The organism is Mesorhizobium ciceri biovar biserrulae, from assembly GCF_001618845.1.
GTDB lineage: Bacteria > Pseudomonadota > Alphaproteobacteria > Rhizobiales > Rhizobiaceae > Mesorhizobium > Mesorhizobium ciceri.
The window spans coordinates 4277903-4295472 of record NZ_CP015064.1 but is presented as its reverse complement, the minus strand read 5'-3'; the positions used below and the strand labels follow the sequence as shown (position 1 = coordinate 4295472).

The window sequence follows — 17570 nt, the reverse complement described above, 5'->3', positions numbered from 1 at the left end:
TGCGCCGCTTGCGATCACTACCTGCCCCAAGGAGTTTTCCCCAGACATGTCGATCCAGACTATCGAGGACACCAAGGTGAAGGCCTTTCCCGCCAAGCCGGCGGAGGTCATCGCCTTCACTGCCAAGGCACGGCGCCGCTTCGAGCCGCTCGCCATCGCCGGCAAACTGGCGAGCGCGCTGGTGCCGCCCATCATCGTCATCGCGCTGATGATGGTCGTCTGGCAGATCGCCTGTTCGTCGCCGACATCGAGCCTGCCGCCGCCGACCCAGGTGTGGAACGAGGCCTACGACCTGATAGCGCATCCGTTCTTCGACAATGGCCCGCAGGATATAGGTCTGGCCTGGCGCGTGCTGATCTCGCTGCAGCGCGTCGCCGTCGGCTTCGGCCTGGCGGCGGTCGTCGGCGTCGCGCTCGGTGCGCTGGTCGGCCAGTCGATCTGGGCGATGCGCGGCCTCGACCCGGTGTTCCAGATCCTGCGCACGGTGCCGCCGCTGGCCTGGCTGCCGCTGTCGCTGGCGGCGTTCCGTGATTCCAGCCCGTCGGCGATCTTCGTCATCTTCATCACCTCGATCTGGCCAATCATCATCAACACCGCGGTCGGCGTGCGCAACATTCCCGAGGACTACCGCAACGTCTCGCGCATCCTGCGGCTCAACCAGTTCGAATTCTTCGTCAAGATCATGGTGCCGGCCGCCGCGCCTTACATCTTCACCGGCTTGAGGATCGGCATCGGCCTGTCCTGGCTCGCCATCGTCGCGGCTGAAATGCTGACTGGCGGCGTCGGGATCGGCTTCTTCATCTGGGATGCGTGGAACTCGTCGCGGCTGCCCGACATCATCGTCGCGCTCGCCTATATCGGCGTCACCGGCTTCTGCCTCGACCGGCTGGTCGCGGCGGTCGGCGCCTTCGTCACCCGCGGCACAACGGCAAAGTGAGGAGAGGGGCGATGACGGCCTATCTGAAGCTCGACCATATCGACAAATCCTTCACGCGTGGTGCCCAGGTCAGCGAGGTGTTGAAGGACATCAGGCTGACCATCGACAAGGGCGAATTCGTCTCCATCATCGGCCATTCCGGCTGCGGCAAGTCGACCCTGCTCAATCTGATCGCCGGGCTGACCAAGGTGTCGGCCGGCGCCGTGCTGCTCGAGGACAAGGAGGTCGACAGCCCTGGACCGGAACGCGCCGTGGTGTTCCAGAACCACTCGCTGCTGCCGTGGCTGACCGTCTACGAAAACATCAACCTGGCGGTGTCGAAGGTCTTCGGCCGTTCGAAGAGCAAAGTCGAGCGGCATGACTGGATCATGCGCAATCTCGACCTCGTGCAGATGGCGCATGCCAAGGACAAGCGCCCGGCGGAAATCTCCGGGGGCATGAAGCAGCGCGTCGGCATCGCCCGGGCGCTGGCGATGGAGCCGAAGATCCTGCTGCTCGACGAGCCGTTCGGCGCGCTCGATGCGCTGACGCGGGCCCATCTGCAGGACGCGGTGATGGACATCCATTCCAGGCTCGGCTCGACGACGATCATGATCACCCATGACGTCGACGAGGCGGTGCTGCTCTCCGACCGCATCGTCATGATGACCAACGGTCCGGCGGCGACCATCGGCGAAGTGCTTGCCGTGCCGCTGGCGCGGCCGCGCCGGCGCGTCGAACTCTCTTCCGACCGGACCTTCCTGCGCTGCCGCGAGGCGGTTCTGAAGTTCCTCTACGAACGCCACCGCTTCGTCGAAGCCGCGGAGTAGCACCATGAGCGAAAGACTTGTCATCATCGGCAATGGCATGGCCCCCGGGCGCATGCTGGAGCACCTGCTGGAACAGGCTCCGGGCCGCTACACCGTCACCATCTTCAACGCCGAGCCGCGCGTCAATTACGACCGCATCATGCTGTCGCCGGTGCTGTCGGGCGAGAAGGCCTATGAGGAGATCATCATCCATGGCGACGGCTGGTACATCGCCAACAACATCACCCTCTACAAGGGCCACAAGATCGTTGCCATCGACCGGACGGCGAAGACCGTCACCTCGGATCACGGCGTCACCGAGCCCTACGACAAGCTCGTCATCGCCACCGGCTCGGTACCGTTCATCATTCCGGTTCCGGGCCATGACCTGCCGGGCGTGCTGACCTATCGCGATCTCGACGACGTGCAGGCGATGATGCTCGCTGCCCAGTCGCGGGCCAAGGCGGTGGTCATCGGCGGCGGCCTGCTGGGTCTGGAGGCGGCGGCGGGCCTCAACGCGCAAGGCATGGACGTCACCGTGCTGCATGTCATGCCGACCTTGATGGAGCGCCAGCTCGATCCGGCCGCCGGCTATCTCTTGCAGCGTGCGGTGGAGCAGCGCGGCATCAAGGTCATCACCAAGGCCAACACACAGGCTATCACCGGCAACGGCAAGGTCGGGCAGGTGGAACTTGCTGACGGCACCATTATCCCAGCAACGCTTGTGGTGATGGCCGTCGGCATCAGGCCGAATTCGGCGCTGGCCAAACAGGCCGGCATCGCCGTTAACAGGGGCATCGTCGTCGATGCCGGCATGCGCAGCAACGATCCCGACATTTACGCGCTCGGCGAATGTGCCGAGGTCAACGGCCAGGTCTATGGCCTCGTCGCGCCGCTCTACGAGATGGCGCGCGTTGCAGCCAGCCAGCTTGCCGGCGACGAGGCTGCTGCCTTCGTCCATATGGACACGCCGACCAAGCTCAAGGTCACCGGCATCGACCTGTTCTCGCTCGGAGACTTCGCCGAGGGCGAGGACCGCCAGGAGATCGTGCTGCGCGATGCGGCGGCCGGCGTCTACAAGCGACTTGTGCTGAAGGACGACCGCATCATCGGCACCGTGCTCTATGGCGAGACGGCCGACGGCGCCTGGTTCAACGATCTCAAGAAAAAGCAGACCGACATATCCGAGATGCGCGATACGCTCATCTTCGGCCAGTCCTACCAGGGGGGTGCCCCGCTGGACCCTATGGCGGCCGTTGCAGCCTTGCCGGATGATGCGGAGATCTGCGGCTGCAACGGCGTTTGCAAGGGAAAGATCACCGGCGCGATCACGGCCAAGGGCCTGACCTCGCTCGACGACGTGCGCGCCCATACCAAGGCGTCGGCCTCCTGCGGCTCCTGCACCGGGCTGGTCGAGAAGCTGATGGTGCTGACCATCGGCGACAAATACAATCCAGCGGCGGTGCAGCCGATGTGCGGCTGCACGACGCTCGGCCATGACGAGGTCCGCCGGCTGATCATCGCCAAGCGCCTGAAGACCATTCCCGCCGTCATGCAGGAACTGGAATGGACGACCTCCTGCGGCTGCGCCAAATGCCGGCCGGCGCTCAATTACTATCTCGTCTGCGACTGGCCGGACGACTACGCCGACGACTACCAGTCGCGCTTCATCAACGAGCGCGTCCACGCCAACATCCAGAAGGATGGCACCTATTCGGTGGTGCCGCGCATGTGGGGCGGGGTGACCAATGCCGCTGAACTGCGCGCCATCGCCGACGTTGTCGACAAGTTTGAAATCCCGATGGTCAAGGTCACCGGCGGCCAGCGCATCGACATGCTCGGCATCCGCAAGGAAGACCTGCCGGCGGTGTGGGCCGATCTCGGCCAGGCCGGCTTCGTCTCCGGCCACGCCTATGCCAAGGGGTTGCGCACGGTGAAGACCTGCGTTGGCTCGGACTGGTGCCGCTTCGGCACGCAGGATTCGACGGGCCTCGGCATCCGCATCGAAAAATTCATGTGGGGCTCGTGGACGCCGGCCAAGGTCAAGATGGCGGTGTCGGGCTGTCCGCGCAACTGCGCCGAGGCGACCTGCAAGGATGTCGGCGTCATCTGCGTCGACTCCGGTTACGAGATCCATTTTGCCGGCGCGGCCGGCCTCGACATCAAGGGCACCGAAGTACTCGGGCTTGTGAAGACTGAGGACGAGGCGCTGGAGCATATCGTGGCGCTGACGCAGATGTACCGCGAGCAGGGCCGCTACCTCGAGCGCATCTACAAATGGGCCAAGCGCATCGGCATCCCCGAGATCAAGCGCCAGATCATGGACGATGGCGACAAGCGCAAGGCCTATTACGAGCGCTTCATCTTCAGCCAGAAATTCGCCCAGGTCGACCCGTGGTCGGAACGCGTTTCCGGCAAGGACAAGCACGAATTCCGGCCAATGGCTTCGGTCGGTTTTGCGCAGGCGGCGGAGTGACCATCATGAACTGGGTATCAATAGGCTCTATCTCCGACATCCCTCGCCGCGGCGCGCGCTGCGTCGCCACCCCGGAAGGCAAGATCGCCGTCTTCCGCACCGCCGATGATCAGGTCTATGCCATCGACGATCATTGCCCGCACAGAGGCGGACCGCTCAGCCAGGGCATCGTGCACGGCACGGCGGTGACCTGTCCCTTGCACAATTGGGTGATTTCGCTGGAAACGGGCAAGGCGCTCGGCGCCGACGAGGGCGCGGTGCGCACCATTCCGGTGCGGATCGAAGGCGAGCATCTGTTCATTGCGCTGGAAGCGCTGGCCAGCCGCGCGGCCTGACCCCATGGAGATCGATGAAGCGCGCGAGGTGAGGACCACCTGCCCCTATTGCGGGGTGGGCTGCGGCGTGCTGGCGAAGGTCGCCGCGGACGGGCAAGTGTCCGTGCGCGGCGACCCCGACCACCCGGCCAATTTCGGCCGGCTCTGCTCCAAGGGCTCGGCACTGGCCGAGACCATCGATCTCGACGGCAGGCTGCTTCATCCGGAGATCCACGGCCGCCGCGCCGGCTGGGACGAGGCGCTCGACCTCGTCGCCTCGACCTTCTCGCAAACCATCGCCGAGCACGGGCCCGATGCGGTCGCCTTCTATGTCTCCGGCCAGTTGCTGACCGAGGACTACTACGTCGCCAACAAGCTGATGAAGGGCTTTGTCGGCTCCGCCAACATCGACACCAATTCGCGCCTGTGCATGGCCTCTTCGGTCGCCGGCCACCGCCGCGCTTTCGGCTCCGACACCGTGCCCGGAACCTATGATGATCTGGAGCTTGCCGACCTGATCGTGCTGGTCGGCTCCAATCTCGCCTGGTGCCATCCGGTGCTCTACCAGCGCATCGCCACGGCCCGGGAAAAGCGGCCGGAGATGAAGATCGTGCTGGTCGACCCGCGTCGCACCATGACCGCTGACATTGCCGATATGCATCTGGCGATCGCGCCCGATGGCGACGTCGCTCTGTTCACCGGGCTGCTCGCCTATCTCGGCCGGCACAATGCGCTCGACCGCGCCTACATCACGACGCACACGACCGGCTTCGGGCAAGCGCTTTTCGCCGCATCGGCGCTCGACCTGGTCGGCGTCGCCGCCGCCACGGGCCTGAGCGAGGACGAGCTTGACCGGTTCTACAGCCTGTTCGCGGCGACCTCCAAGACCGTGACCGTCTACAGCCAAGGGGTGAACCAGTCGTCTTCGGGCACCGACAAGGTCAATGCCATCATCAACTGCCATTTGGCCACCGGCCGCATCGGCAAGCCAGGGGCAGGGCCGTTTTCGGTGACCGGCCAGCCCAACGCCATGGGCGGGCGCGAGGTCGGCGGCATGGCCAACATGCTGGCCGCCCATATGGAGATCGGAAACCCCGATCATCGCGACCGCGTGCAGCGCTTCTGGAACGCGCCGGCCGTTGCCGGAAAGCCCGGCCTGAAGGCAGTCGAGATGTTCAAGGCGGTTGCCGACGGGCACATCAAAGCGCTGTGGATCATGGCCACCAACCCGGTCGATTCGATGCCGGACGCCTATGCCGTCGAAGCGGCGATCAAGGCGTGCCCGTTCGTGGTGGTGTCGGACGTGCTGGCCCGGACCGATACCGTCCGCCACGCCCATGTCCGGCTGCCCGCCGCCGCCTGGGGCGAGAAGGATGGCACCGTCACCAATTCCGAACGCCGTGTGTCGCGCCAGCGCGCGTTTTTGCGCGTGCCCGGAGATGCGCTGCCTGACTGGCGGATTGTTGCCGAGGTGGGCAAACGGATGGGGTTTGGTGAGGCGTTTTCCTACGCGTCGCCGGCGGAGGTGTTTGCCGAGCATGCCGCGCTGTCGGGGTTCGAGAATGATGGTGCGCGGGATTTCGACATCGGGGTTTATGCCGGGGTTGATGCGGAGGGATATAAGGCGCTTGAGCCGTTCCAATGGCCAGCGCCGAGCCAAGGCGCCCCCCTCTGGCCTGCCGGCGATCTCCCCCTCAAGGGGGGAGATCGGCTGTCATGGCCGTCCTCGCCAATTCACAACATCGCAAAGCGAAAGCAGTCGGCGAAGCTGCCAATCTCCCCCCTTGAGGGGGAGATGGCCGGCAGGCCAGAGGGGGGCGCTCAAGCTGGAGGTTGGCCAGAAGGGGTCGGCACGACTGGGCTCCAGGCTCGCTTCTTCGCCAACGGCAACTTCTTCACACCCGACCGCAAGGCGCGCTTCATCGCCATCCGTCCCACCACGGAAATCCGCACCAGCCCCGATTATCCGCTGATCCTCAACACCGGCCGCATCCGCGACCATTGGCACACCATGACGCGGACGGGGAAAAGCCCGCGGCTTTCGCAGCACATCGCCGAGCCCTTCGTCGAAATCCACCCGGCGGATGCGCAGCGCTTCGGCATCGGTGACGCCGACATAGCGCGCGTTTCCAGCCCGCGCGGTGATGTGCTGGTGCGCGCGCTGGTGACGGCTCGCCAGCGCCAGGGCAGCCTGTTTGCGCCGATGCACTGGACCGATCAGTTCTCGGCAAAGGGCCGGCTCGACACGCTGACCGCGCCGCTGACCGATCCCATTTCCGGTCAGCCGGCGCTGAAACATGTCGCCGTCCGCATCGAGAAATTCGCGGCAAAGGCCTTTGGCTTTGCGGTGGCCCGGCAGCGGCCGGAGCCTAATACTGCGCCCTACTGGGCCGTGGCCAAGTGCAAGGGCGGCTGGCGGGTCGAGCTTGCCTTTGCCGATGACGACATCGACTGGGCGGGCTTTGCCGGGTCGCTGTTCGGTACGTCATTGGGTGCCGAAATATCAGCTTATCACGACCGCGACGCCGGCCAGCACCGCATCGCCGCCTTCGACGACGACCAACTGTCAGGCGCCTTGTTCGTCGCGCCCGGCCCGGTCGCCGTGTCGCGCGGCTGGGCGGCGGAACAATTGAGTGTCGATCATGTCGACCGGCGCGACAGGCTGGCGATCGTGGCCGGGCGGCCGGGCGGGATCGACGTCGATCGCGGCGCCATCGTCTGCTCCTGCTTCGGCGTTGGCGCCAACCAGATCGCGGAAGCGGTACGCCGCGGCTGCGGCAGCGTTGCGGCAATCGGCGCGGCCCTGAATGCCGGCACGAATTGCGGCTCCTGCCGCGCCGAGATCAGGGTCATCATCGACGCACAGAGCCTCCAAGCAGCCGAGTGATCGTCCTGACCAAAGGGGCCTGCGCGACGGTGCTGGTTGGGCTATGGTGGCTCAGGCGTGCTACGTCGCGCACGAATCATCCTCAGTCAGGGTCATCCAATGGCAAATCCTCCGCGCCGACCGACAAATCCGATGGCGGCCGCCGAGGCGGCTTTCAAGCCGGTGAAGAAGCCGGCTGCCCCGGTCCGAGAGCCCACGGCCGCTCCAGGCGTCAGAGAGCTTGTTTCGATCCGAATCGACCGCGCCGTGCTGGACCATTTCCAGGAGGATGGACCCGGCTGGCAGGACCGCATCAACGACGCCTTGCGGCGTGTGATAGAAGGCAAGCCGATCGTTACCGGGGGTGATCGTTCAGACGACGAGTAGCGGCTGTTCCAGCCGGCTCACGCTTCGAAGTGCAGGATGTAGAGCTTCCGCGTCTTCTCGTGGATCGTCCATTCGCCTTTCCAGCCTTTCGGCAGCACCAGCATTTCGCCCGGACCAACGTCCTCGCTGCGGCCATCGGGACCATGCAGCGAGACCCGGCCTGACACGATGTGGCAGGTTTCGGAATTGGTCTCGCGCGAGGCCGAGAAGCGGCCCGGCGTGCACTCCCAGACGCCGACTTCCAGTGCGCCATCCGGCGAGGTCCACAGCGTCGTCGAGGCTTCGAACTGATCGCCGCTGATCGAGGTCGGCTTGGGCTCAGGCTCGCCGAGGTCGATGGAGGCGAGGTGGGCGAAGGTCTGGAAGTCGGTCATGGCAGTCTCTCAATGTCCTGTGATGCGGTCGGCGATCGCGGCCAGTTTCGACGTGTGCTGGAGGCCGGCTTCCTCGCGCTCGTCGGCAACGCGATAGAGCTGATACATCGAATGGACGCCGAGCCAGCGCATCGGCTCGGGTTCCCATTTGCTGACCTTTCGGTTGACCCAGGGCAGGCGGGTCAGTTCGGTGTCGCGGCGCAGGATAAGGTCGCGCAGCGTGCGCCCCGAAAGGTTGGAACTCGAGACGCCGAGCCCGACATAACCGCCGGCCCAGCCGATGCCGGTTTCAAGATCGAGCCCTGCCGTCGTGCACCAGTCGCGCGGCACGCCCAGAACGCCGCACCAGGCGTGGTCGATGCGAAGCCTGGCTGTCTGCGGCAGCAGCCGGGTGAGGATCGCGTGCAGGCTTTCGATCGTCGCCTGCTGCGTCTGGCCGCGTACATCCGTTTGCGAGCCGTAACGATAGGGTACGCCGCGTCCGCCCATGGTGATGCGGCCTTCCCTGGTGCGCTGCGCATAGCAATAGGCGTGCGCGGAGTCGCCCAGAAGCTCATGGCCCTCCCAGCCGATCTCGTCCCACAGTGATTGCGGCAGCGGCTCGGTGATGATCTGCGCGCTGTTGAGCGGCAGCCAGAGCCGTTCATTGCCTGGTATGCCGGCCGTGAACCCTTCCGTGGCACGGATGATGATCGGCGCGCGCACGGTGCCGCGGTTCGTCGTGACCTTGCCCTTCTCGATGCCGGTCACGGTGGTCTGCTCGTAGATCGGCACACCGAGCCGCTCGACGGCTTCGGACAGGCCGCGCACCAGCTTGGCCGGCTGCACACGCGCGGTGCCGTGGTGGATATAACCGCCAAGCACATTTCTGATGTTGATGCGGGCCTTGGCCTCTGCCTGGCCGATCAGGCTGACACGCTCGCTCGGCACGCTCCAGCCGATCGCATCGGCATAGGCGGCGTTGATCCGTTCGAGCTGCGGCGGGTTGGTCGCCACCGTCAGATTGTCGACGCGGCGGATGTCGGCATCGATGCCTTCGGCTTCGGTCACCTTGATCACTTCGTCGACCGTGCCATGCATGGCCGTTTCCATGTCGATGACAGCGCCGCGCGTCGAGGTCTGCAGATATTTCTCGCGCGACCAGCTGAAGCCGCCGGACAGCCAGCCGCCATTGCGGCCCGACGCGCCGAAGCCGGCGAACTCCCGCTCGACGATGGCGATGCGGATCGATGGATCGGCCTTCTTCAGGTAATAAGCGGTCCACAGGCCGGTGTAGCCGGCGCCGACGATGCAGACATCGGCTTCGAGATCGCCCGGAAGCGGCGCGCGATAGGCCGGCAGGCCGATGTCGGCATACCAGAACGAGACGTTGCCGTTGACTTTGGCGTCCATGTCTAAAAATCCTGCGGGGAAAGAGCGATCAGGTCATCGTCATGTCGGCGCGGTCGTCGTCGGCAAGAAGTTTTGCATCGACGACCGACCAGCGCAGATCGACCGTGTCACCAATCGAGAACGGTGTGGCTTCCAGCGACGAGCGTACGATGGCGACCGAGCCGTCGCGCAACGTCACCTGGTATTTCGAGCCGGAGCCCAGATAGATCGCCTCGCTGACTTGACCGGTGAGGCTGTTCTGCCCGGCGGCGGGAGGCGTGTTGGTGCCAGCAAGCAAAAGCTTCTCCGGCCGCAGCAGGACCACCGGTTTGCGGCCGCTGGCGAGCTTGCCGTTGGCCACGATCTTCTGGCCGGCGATCGTCAGGCTGGTCTCGCTTCCGGACGTCTGGGCGGTGCCACGCAAACTGGTCGATTCGCCGATGAACTTGGCCACGAACAGGGTCGTCGGCTCGTCGTAGAGCTGGCGGCCGGTTCCGACCTGTTCGATGCGGCCCTGATTGAAGACGGCGATGCGGTCGGACAGGACCAGCGCCTCTTCCTGGTCGTGCGTCACATAGACGAAGGTGGTGCCGAGTTCGCGATGGATGCGCTTGATCTCCAGCTGCAGCCATTCGCGCAGTTTCTTGTCGAGCGCGCCGAGCGGTTCGTCCATCAACAGCAGCGGCGGATCGAAGACGATGGCGCGCGCCAGCGCCACGCGCTGCTGCTGGCCGCCGGAAAGTTCGGAGGGATAGCGATGCGCGAAGTCGGCCATCTTGACCATGTCCAGCGCGCGCACGACGAGACGGTCGCGCGCCTGCTTGTCCATGCCGCGCAAGGTGAGGGGATAGGCGACGTTCTTGCCGACCGTCATATGCGGAAACAGCGCGTAGTGCTGGAAGACAACGCCGATGTTGCGCTTGTGGGCCGGCAGGGCGACGATGCTTTTGCCGCCGACGGCGAGGTCGCCGGAGGTGAGGTCGGTGAAGCCCGCCACGACGTTGAGCGTCGTGGTCTTGCCCGAGCCGCTGGGGCCGAGCAGCGTCATGAACTCGCCCGGCTCGATATGCAGGCTGACATCGTCGAGTGCGGTGAAATTGCCGTAGCGCTTGGTTGCGCCCCTGATGTCGATGGCCGCGCCGCGTTTCCTCGCAGTCATCTCAACTCCTCGTCGATTTCGAGCTGATGATCAGCCCGGCGCTGATAATCAGCGTCGTGGCAATGAAGATGATGGTTCCGACGGCCGTCACCGTCGGATCGGCGTCGCGGGTGATGCTGGTGAAGATCTGCACCGGCAAGGTCTTCAGGTAGGGACTGGTGATGAACAGCGCGACGATGATCTCATCGAAGGAGGTGACGAAGGCAAACAAAAGCCCGGACAGGATGCCGGGCGCGATCAGCGGCAAGGTCACGGTGCGGAATGTGGTGAAGCGGTTGGCGCCGAGACTTGCCGCCGCCGTCTCCAGCCGCGCGTCGAAGACTTCGAGGCTTGCCGACACGGCGATGATGACGAAGGGGATCGCCAGCATCGTATGTGCGATGACGAAGCCGGTGGTGGTGCCGACGAGCTGGTAGTCGAGATAGACGGCATAGATGCCGATCGCCAACACCACGCCGGGCACGATCATCGGCGTGATCAGGATGGCGCGCAGCAGGCCGGCGCCGGAATGTTTCATGCGGCTGAGGCCGAGCGACGCCAGCGTGCCGATCAGCGTGGCGGCGACGGCGACGAGGCCCGCGACCCTCAGCGAATTGAAGAAGCTCGACAGCCAATCGGGGTTGGTGAAGAAATTCTCGTACCATTGCCAGGAGAAACCGGACGGCGGGAAAGCGAGCGACTTCTTCTCGTTGAATGACATCGGGATGATGACCAGCGTCGGCATCACCAGCCAGACGGCGACCAGCAGGCAGAACAGACCGAGCAGAAGGCGGGATGGTGCCAGTCTCATGATCTGGACGCCTGCTTGTGGCGCTGGCGCATCAGCGGGGCGGCGAGCGCCAGAAGCACGAAGGTCGCGACCAGCAGCACGACGCCCATGGCGCCGCCGCGGCCCCAGTTGAGCAGGCTGAGCACCTGGCTCTGCACCAGCGTCGACAGCATGGTGCTGCGCGGGCCGCCGAGCAGGGCAGGCGTGATGTAGAAGCCGAGCGACAGGATGAAGACGATGATGGCGCCGGCGAAAACGCCGGGAAGCGACAGCGGCAGATAGATCTGCAGGAAGGCGCGTGCCGGGCGCGCACCAAGGCTGCGCGCCGCCTGCACGAGGCGCAGATCGATGCCGCGCATGACCGAATAGAGCGGCAGGATCATGAACGGCAGCAGCACCTGCGCCATGCCGATGACGACGCCGGTCTGCGTGCGGATCAGCTTCACGCCGTCAAAGCCGAGCAGCCTGATGACCGAATTGATGATGCCGGAATCCTGCAGCAGGATGACCCAGGCCAGGGTGCGCACCACGCCGCTGACCCAGAACGGCACCAAAACGCACAGGATGAGGACCAGCCTCAGGCGCGGTCCGACCGCCGTCATGAGATAGGCATAGGGGTAGGCGGCGATGACGCAAACGATGGTGACCCAGGCTGCGATGGAAAAGGTGCGCCACAGGACGGTGACGTTCACCGGGGTGGAAAAGAACCAGACATAGTTCTGCAAGCCCCAGGATGGGTCCGAGAAGCTGCGCAGCGTGACGGTCAGCAAGGGATAGCCCATCGCGGCGATGAGCAAAGCCAAGGCGGGCATCGCCAGCAGCGAAGGATAGGCAGCAAGGCGCGGGCGCCGCTGCGGCGCCCGCACGGCACCTGGCGGCCGAGGATGATCACCCCCGGCCGTCGGCGTATGCGATGTCTGGCTCACGCCGTCACCTTAGCGGTAGCCGGCTCAGTTGCCGGCCATCAGCGCTGTCCACTTGTCGGACGCGGCGGCGAAGTTGGCGACCCAGAACTTGATGTTCTGCTGATAGCCGAGCTTGGCGTGGTCCGGCGTGTTGGTCAGAAAGGCGGCGACGGATGCGTCGACCTTCGGCTGTGCCTCGTTGTTGATCGGCGAGTAGGAGGTCTGCTCGGTCAGGATCTCCTGCGACTTCTTGCCGAGATAGGCGTTGATCAGCGCGTAGGAAGCGTCGGTATCCTTGGCGCCGACCGGGATGGTCAGCTGGTCCATGACGACCAGCCAGTCCTTCCACACCGGCGTGTAGGCAGCGCCGTTCTTGACCGCCGTCATGGCGCGGCCGGTCCACATGATGATCATGTCGGCCTCGCCGGATTCGGCGAGCTGCTGGGATTCGGCGCCGGTCTTCCAGAAGATGGTGTCGGGACCGATCGCCTTGATCTTGGCGATGCCCTTGTCGATGTCGGCCGGCGTCATGGCGTCGACCTTGCCGCCGTCTGCCAGGATGGCCTGTTCGATCAGACCGCCGAGCGGGCTGCCGCTGCCGTCGATGGCGCGGGTGCCGGGAAATTTCGCGGTGTCGAAGAAGTCCTTCCAGTCCTTCGGCGGATTGTCCTTGTACGTGTCGTTCTTGTACATCAGGACCATGCCGTAGTTCATCGCCGGCACGCTGCACTCGCCGACCTGTCCGGGCGGGATGTGCGAGATGTCGAGCTTGGTCAAATCCAGCTTCTGGAACAGTTTTCCGCAATGCACGAAGGGCGGAAAATCGTCCGTATCGACGACATCCCAGGTCACATTGCCTGATTCGACCTGCGCCTGGAGCTTGGCGATTTCGGTCGGCCCGTCGTTCAAAAGCTTGACGCCGCTCTTGTCGACGAATTCCTTGAGGGCGGCGACCTGGCCGTCCTGGTAGATGCCGCCATAGGAGACGAAGGTCAGCGTCTTTCCCTTCAGCGAGCCGTCCACCACGGTCCCGGCCGGCGGTGCGTTCTGCGCGTGAGCGGCGGCCGCGAGCAAGGCCAGTGCGCCGACGAACCCGGCCAATCTTGATCTGCTTCCCATTTTCTAACCCTCCGATGGCTCGCTGTTTGATTTTGGTAGGCCGGGCGCGAGCGTTTTCCGGGCTACATATTGGTCGAGGTCGACGGCGCCGCTGGTCGGCGGCGCAATGATCCACAGCACTTCGGCCACCGTATCGCCGACATTGATCGTCCGGTGGGGCGTCGAGGTCGAATATTCGATGCTATCGCCCTCTTCGAGGGTGAAGCTCTCCTCGCCGAGCGTCAGTTGCACGCGTCCGCGCAGCACGAGGAACATCTCGCTCGCGTTGCCGTGCGTGTAGGGCACGTCGCCGGTCGAGCCGCCGACGGCGAACTCGCCGCAATAGACTTCCATCTCGCGGATCGGCCGGCGCGACAGCAGCGTCTTGCGGTAGCCTTCGCTGGTCGGCAGCGCCGGCCGCTCGCTGCGTGTCAGCACCGCGTGCGGCGACACTTCGCATTCGTCGAAAAGATCGGCGAGGCTGATGCCGAGTGCATTGGCAATCAGCATCAGCGTGCTGGTGTTGGCGCCGGAAAGGCCGCGCTCGAGCTGGCTCAGGAAACTGGCGGTGGTGCCGATCATGTCGCCGAGCTGGCGCAGCGTCAGGCGCCGCGTCGTGCGATAGGCCTTGATCCGATCGCCCAATACCGTCGAGCGGCGCGCTTCGGCGCTGGTCGCGGCATTGTCGTTGAGTGCGTGATCCGCAGCGATTTTCATGGCGATCTCAGGGTTCACTTAACATGCTATTAAGTGGGGCGTCCTGGCAAGCGGATTCGCCTGGTCACCTGAAAATCATCGATGGACCTGCAGAGGGCATGATCGGCCGACCGGCAACCCGGTTCAGCTCGATCACTGGATCATGAAGCGCGAACTGAATGGCAGGCTTGCCGCGCCGACGGCCTTCGGGCTGATGGTGACGCGCGCCGGCAGCGCTTCGATGCCGGGGAATTCCCGGCCGATGTCGTCGCACAAGGCCTCGGCAATCTTTTGCGGCGCATAGCTGGACAGGACGACCGTCCTGAACTCGACAAACTGGGTCAGCGCGGAGATCGACGCTTTCAAGCGGTCGGAACACTCGCCCAGCCATGCGCTGTAGGCCTCGCCCAGATCGGGCCACTCAGGGCTGCTGCTCCAGATGATTTCGGACGGGCGCCCGCGCATGGCCAGTTCGCTCTCCAGGCGCATCAGGCCGTGATCGAAGCTGGCGCTGGAGTTTCCCTTGTAGATCTGGTGGTTGAGGATGAGCCTGCTCTGCAGCCGTGCTCCGAGATAGAAGAACAGATAATCGTTGAGCGGCTTTGCGACGCCGAACATGCTCTCGCCGCCGGCCGCAGCGGTGATGTCGTTCTGCACGAAAACCGGCAGCTTGATCTGTGCCTCGATCTCGGCCTGCAAGGCCTTGAGCGAGGTGCTCGATCCGTTGCGGGTTGCAGCCATCGTGTCGACATCGTCGGGAACCGCCAGGCCGATGCCGGCAACCCGGCTGCGCGCCTCGACCGGCAGGCTGGTCATGGCTTGCCCGATCGCGCCGAACAGATCGCTGCTTTGCGGAAACGGATTGGCTTCATCCGCCGGCAACTGCGTGTGGAAGCGCACCGTGCCGATGAAGTCGATGAGCGCGATGTCGATCCTGCGCCGGCTGAAGCCGACGCCAACCGCATAGGCGCCCTCCGGGTTGAGTGAAAGCGGGATCGTCGGCGGCCCGACGCGGCCGCGCTGCGCCTCGCCCTGCGAGACCAGGCCTTCCTGCTCGAGCGAGCGAACGATGACCGAAGCCGTCTGCGCCGACAGGCCGGTCTTCTCGCCGATTTCCATCCGCGAAATGCCTTCGTTCTGAAGCAGCAGGGATAGCACTAGCCGCTCGTTGTAGCTGCGGACGCTCAATGCATTCAGCCCGCTCGCACGATCGGCGATGCGCAAGGGATTGGGTGGTGCGAATCTCATGTCAGGCAAAGGTCGCCCCGTCGGTAAGAGCGCGTTGCCTGGCGGCGGTATGGTTGCTCATGTCGAGCGGCTCCAGCCGATGGCATCGACCGCGCGGGCGAGCGCGGTGCCCAGCAATCTGTGCGCCTCGGCATCGATGTGAAAGCCGTCCGCCTCGCTGCACGACACCACCGAGCCGGCATCGAAAAAGTGCAGTTCGAGCGAGTCCGCCAGAACCTCGAACTCGAGCGCGAGCAGGCGCGATTTCTCCGGCGCACCGGCGAAGATGGACTTCCATTCCTTGACGTCGTCCTGCATCGGCGGCGGCGCCACGATCATGATTTCGGGCGTGGTGCCGCCCGGACCGGGCGCCAGCTCCTTGATGTCATAGACGAGGCAGCCGATCCCCATCGCCACTTCCGACGGCGGCTTGTTGAAGCGGATCTTCAGATCGTTGGTGCCGAGCATGATGATGACGAGGTCGAGCGTCGCATGGCTCTGCAGGCAAGGACGAAGATAGGTTCGGCCGTTCTTGTGGGCGCCCTCGATCGGGTCGTCATGGACAGTGGTTCGGCCGCTCAATCCTTCCTCGATGACATACCAGTCAGGGCCCAGCTGAGAACGCAATATGCCCGGCCAGCGTTCACCCGGACCATAGCGCTCGAGCGGCCCCCTGCCGGGGATCTGGCCGTGCGTGTTGGAGTCGCCGTAGCACAAGACTGATCGCATGTTTTTTCCCGCCGGGACTGACAGCGCGCCGATGCCGGCGAGCGCCAATCATGATGGATAGAGGAGTGGTGAAAGGCAAGCAAGGGAATAGTCATTCAACATGACTAACTATTGACAGGGCGTATTCGCTGTGCTTCTAAAGTGGCCGGAGGAGTTCTCGACCGTCATCATCGTCCAGCAGAAGTTGGGCTTCGACACGCATGTGTTCGGGGGCGGGAGAATTGCGCGCATCGGTCGGTTTGTGACGGGGGCATGCATTGGGAGAGCGTCTCGTGGCCATACGAATTTGTAGGCCGGAGCAACCACAAGGAGGAGTGTTCAATGTTAGGATTGCTGAAAACCGTCGGCCTGGGGATGCTCGTTGCGTCCACGCTTGCCGTGACGTCCCTGGCGCATGCGCAAGACGTCAAGCTGATGGACGGCGTGGCGCCGCGCCCCGACGACACGCGCATGACCGCCGCCGGTGCGTTCAAGAAGGACCCGCCCTGGGTCATCGGCATGAGCGACTTCGGTGTCAACGCCAACACCTGGACGGTGCAGGTGGCGCATGAGGCGGAGAACGCCGCGGCCAAGGACAAGCGTATCTCGAAATTCATCCTGCTCGATGCCGGCTTCGACCAGAAGAAGCAGGTGGCCGATATCGAGGACCTGATCGCACAGCATGTCGACGCCATCATCGTTCAACCGGTGACCAGCACGTCGGCCAATGCCAGCATCGCCAAGGCGGTCGCCGCCGGCATCCCGGTCATCCTTCACACCGGGCGTATCGATTCCGACGCCTACACCACCGAAATCCAGGGCGGCGCCGAGCACTTCGGCAAGGTGATGGGCGACTGGCTGGTGAAGACCGTCGGCGACAACGGCAAGATCTGGGTCCTGCGTGGCCTGGCCGGCCATCCGGAAGACACCAACCGCTACAACGGCCTCCTGGAATCGCTCAAGGGCACGCATGTGCAGATCATTGCCGAGGAGCATGGCGACTGGCAGTACGACAAGGCCAAGAAGCTGTGCGAGACGCTCTATCTGAACAATCCGCAGGTCGACGGCATCTGGTCGTCCGGTGCCGACATGACGCGCGCCTGCGTCGATGTCTTCAAGCAGTTCGGCACACCCATTCCGCCGATTTCGGGCGAGGGCAACAATGGCTATTTCGGCCAGTGGATTACGGATGGGTTCAAGTCGATCTCTCCGGAATACAGTCCCGCCCAGGGCGCTGCCGGCGTGCGCGCCGCCGTTGCCCTTCTGGAAGGCAAGCAGCTCTACAAGCGCTATGTCTACAATCCCGACGGATGGGACCAGGACAAGGCCAAGAAATACTATCGCGACGACCTGACCGCCAATGTCTGGTGGCCAAGCGAACTGCCGGAAGACAAGCTCAAGGAATACTACGGCAAGAAGTGACGGCGCCGTGGCTGGCGAGGAGTGGACAAACATTCCCCGCAGGCCGTTCCATGTGTTGAATCCGGTTCGTTCG

At 64.4% G+C, this 17570-nt stretch carries 16 protein-coding genes; 7 read left to right on the top strand and 9 right to left on the bottom strand.

Going from position 1 to position 17570, the window contains the following annotated elements; all coding sequences use genetic code 11:
- Positions 1–46: 46 nt before the first annotated feature.
- The 6 genes from ntrB to A4R29_RS20215 all read left to right on the top strand — a co-directional run bounded on the left by ntrB (position 47) and on the right by A4R29_RS20215 (position 7768).
- Positions 47–937, top strand: a complete 891-nt coding sequence (gene ntrB / locus A4R29_RS20240; protein WP_063172711.1) for a nitrate ABC transporter permease — start codon at positions 47–49, stop codon at positions 935–937.
- Between the two features lie 11 nt (positions 938–948).
- Entirely contained in the window at positions 949–1746 is a 798-nt protein-coding gene (locus tag A4R29_RS20235; protein ID WP_013530459.1) for an ABC transporter ATP-binding protein, read from the top strand.
- A gap of 4 nt (positions 1747–1750) precedes the next feature.
- Positions 1751–4201 (top strand): nitrite reductase large subunit NirB, encoded by a 2451-nt coding sequence (gene nirB, locus A4R29_RS20230; RefSeq protein ID WP_063172710.1) that lies wholly within the window; start codon positions 1751–1753, stop codon positions 4199–4201.
- A gap of 5 nt (positions 4202–4206) precedes the next feature.
- Positions 4207–4536 (top strand): nitrite reductase small subunit NirD, encoded by a 330-nt coding sequence (gene nirD / locus A4R29_RS20225; protein ID WP_063173757.1) that lies wholly within the window; start codon positions 4207–4209, stop codon positions 4534–4536.
- Positions 4537–4540: 4 nt separating this feature from the next.
- Positions 4541–7402, top strand: coding sequence for a nitrate reductase (locus A4R29_RS20220; protein ID WP_063172709.1), 2862 nt, complete (start codon positions 4541–4543; stop codon positions 7400–7402).
- A gap of 99 nt (positions 7403–7501) precedes the next feature.
- A complete protein-coding gene (locus A4R29_RS20215) occupies positions 7502–7768 on the top strand; it encodes a BrnA antitoxin family protein (protein ID WP_024503962.1) in 267 nt (88 codons plus the stop codon).
- A gap of 17 nt (positions 7769–7785) precedes the next feature.
- On the opposite strand, the gene A4R29_RS20210 is transcribed toward A4R29_RS20215, so the two are convergent.
- The 9 genes from A4R29_RS20210 to A4R29_RS20170 form a co-directional block, all read right to left on the bottom strand.
- Entirely contained in the window at positions 7786–8142 is a 357-nt protein-coding gene (locus A4R29_RS20210; RefSeq protein ID WP_063172708.1) for a cupin domain-containing protein, read from the bottom strand.
- A gap of 9 nt (positions 8143–8151) precedes the next feature.
- A complete protein-coding gene (locus A4R29_RS20205) occupies positions 8152–9534 on the bottom strand; it encodes an NAD(P)/FAD-dependent oxidoreductase (RefSeq protein ID WP_063172707.1) in 1383 nt (460 codons plus the stop codon).
- Between the two features lie 28 nt (positions 9535–9562).
- A complete protein-coding gene (locus A4R29_RS20200) occupies positions 9563–10672 on the bottom strand; it encodes an ABC transporter ATP-binding protein (RefSeq protein WP_063172706.1) in 1110 nt (369 codons plus the stop codon).
- Position 10673: 1 nt separating this feature from the next.
- Positions 10674–11462, bottom strand: a complete 789-nt coding sequence (locus A4R29_RS20195) for an ABC transporter permease (RefSeq protein WP_027160917.1) — start codon at positions 11460–11462, stop codon at positions 10674–10676.
- Positions 11459–12367 carry an ABC transporter permease gene (locus A4R29_RS20190; RefSeq protein WP_027160916.1) on the bottom strand — a complete coding sequence of 303 codons (909 nt, stop codon included), beginning with the start codon at positions 12365–12367 and terminating at the stop codon, positions 11459–11461. The genes A4R29_RS20195 and A4R29_RS20190 overlap by 4 nt, the downstream gene beginning before the upstream one ends.
- A 24-nt stretch (positions 12368–12391) precedes the next feature.
- The gene (locus tag A4R29_RS20185) at positions 12392–13465 is read right to left on the bottom strand and encodes an extracellular solute-binding protein (protein ID WP_063172705.1); all 1074 of its coding nucleotides are present in this window, start codon (positions 13463–13465) and stop codon (positions 12392–12394) included.
- A gap of 3 nt (positions 13466–13468) precedes the next feature.
- Positions 13469–14161, bottom strand: a complete 693-nt coding sequence (locus tag A4R29_RS20180) for a helix-turn-helix domain-containing protein (RefSeq protein WP_024503956.1) — start codon at positions 14159–14161, stop codon at positions 13469–13471.
- A 132-nt stretch (positions 14162–14293) separates the two neighbouring features.
- A complete protein-coding gene (locus tag A4R29_RS20175; RefSeq protein ID WP_027160913.1) occupies positions 14294–15388 on the bottom strand; it encodes an ROK family transcriptional regulator in 1095 nt (364 codons plus the stop codon).
- 57 nt (positions 15389–15445) lie between these two features.
- The gene (locus tag A4R29_RS20170) at positions 15446–16096 is read right to left on the bottom strand and encodes an SGNH/GDSL hydrolase family protein (RefSeq protein WP_063173756.1); all 651 of its coding nucleotides are present in this window, start codon (positions 16094–16096) and stop codon (positions 15446–15448) included.
- A gap of 354 nt (positions 16097–16450) precedes the next feature.
- Between A4R29_RS20170 and A4R29_RS20165 the strand changes: the two genes are divergently transcribed.
- Complete coding sequence (locus A4R29_RS20165; protein WP_395316698.1) at positions 16451–17497, top strand: substrate-binding domain-containing protein; 1047 nt, start codon at positions 16451–16453, stop codon at positions 17495–17497.
- Positions 17498–17570: the final 73 nt, after the last annotated feature.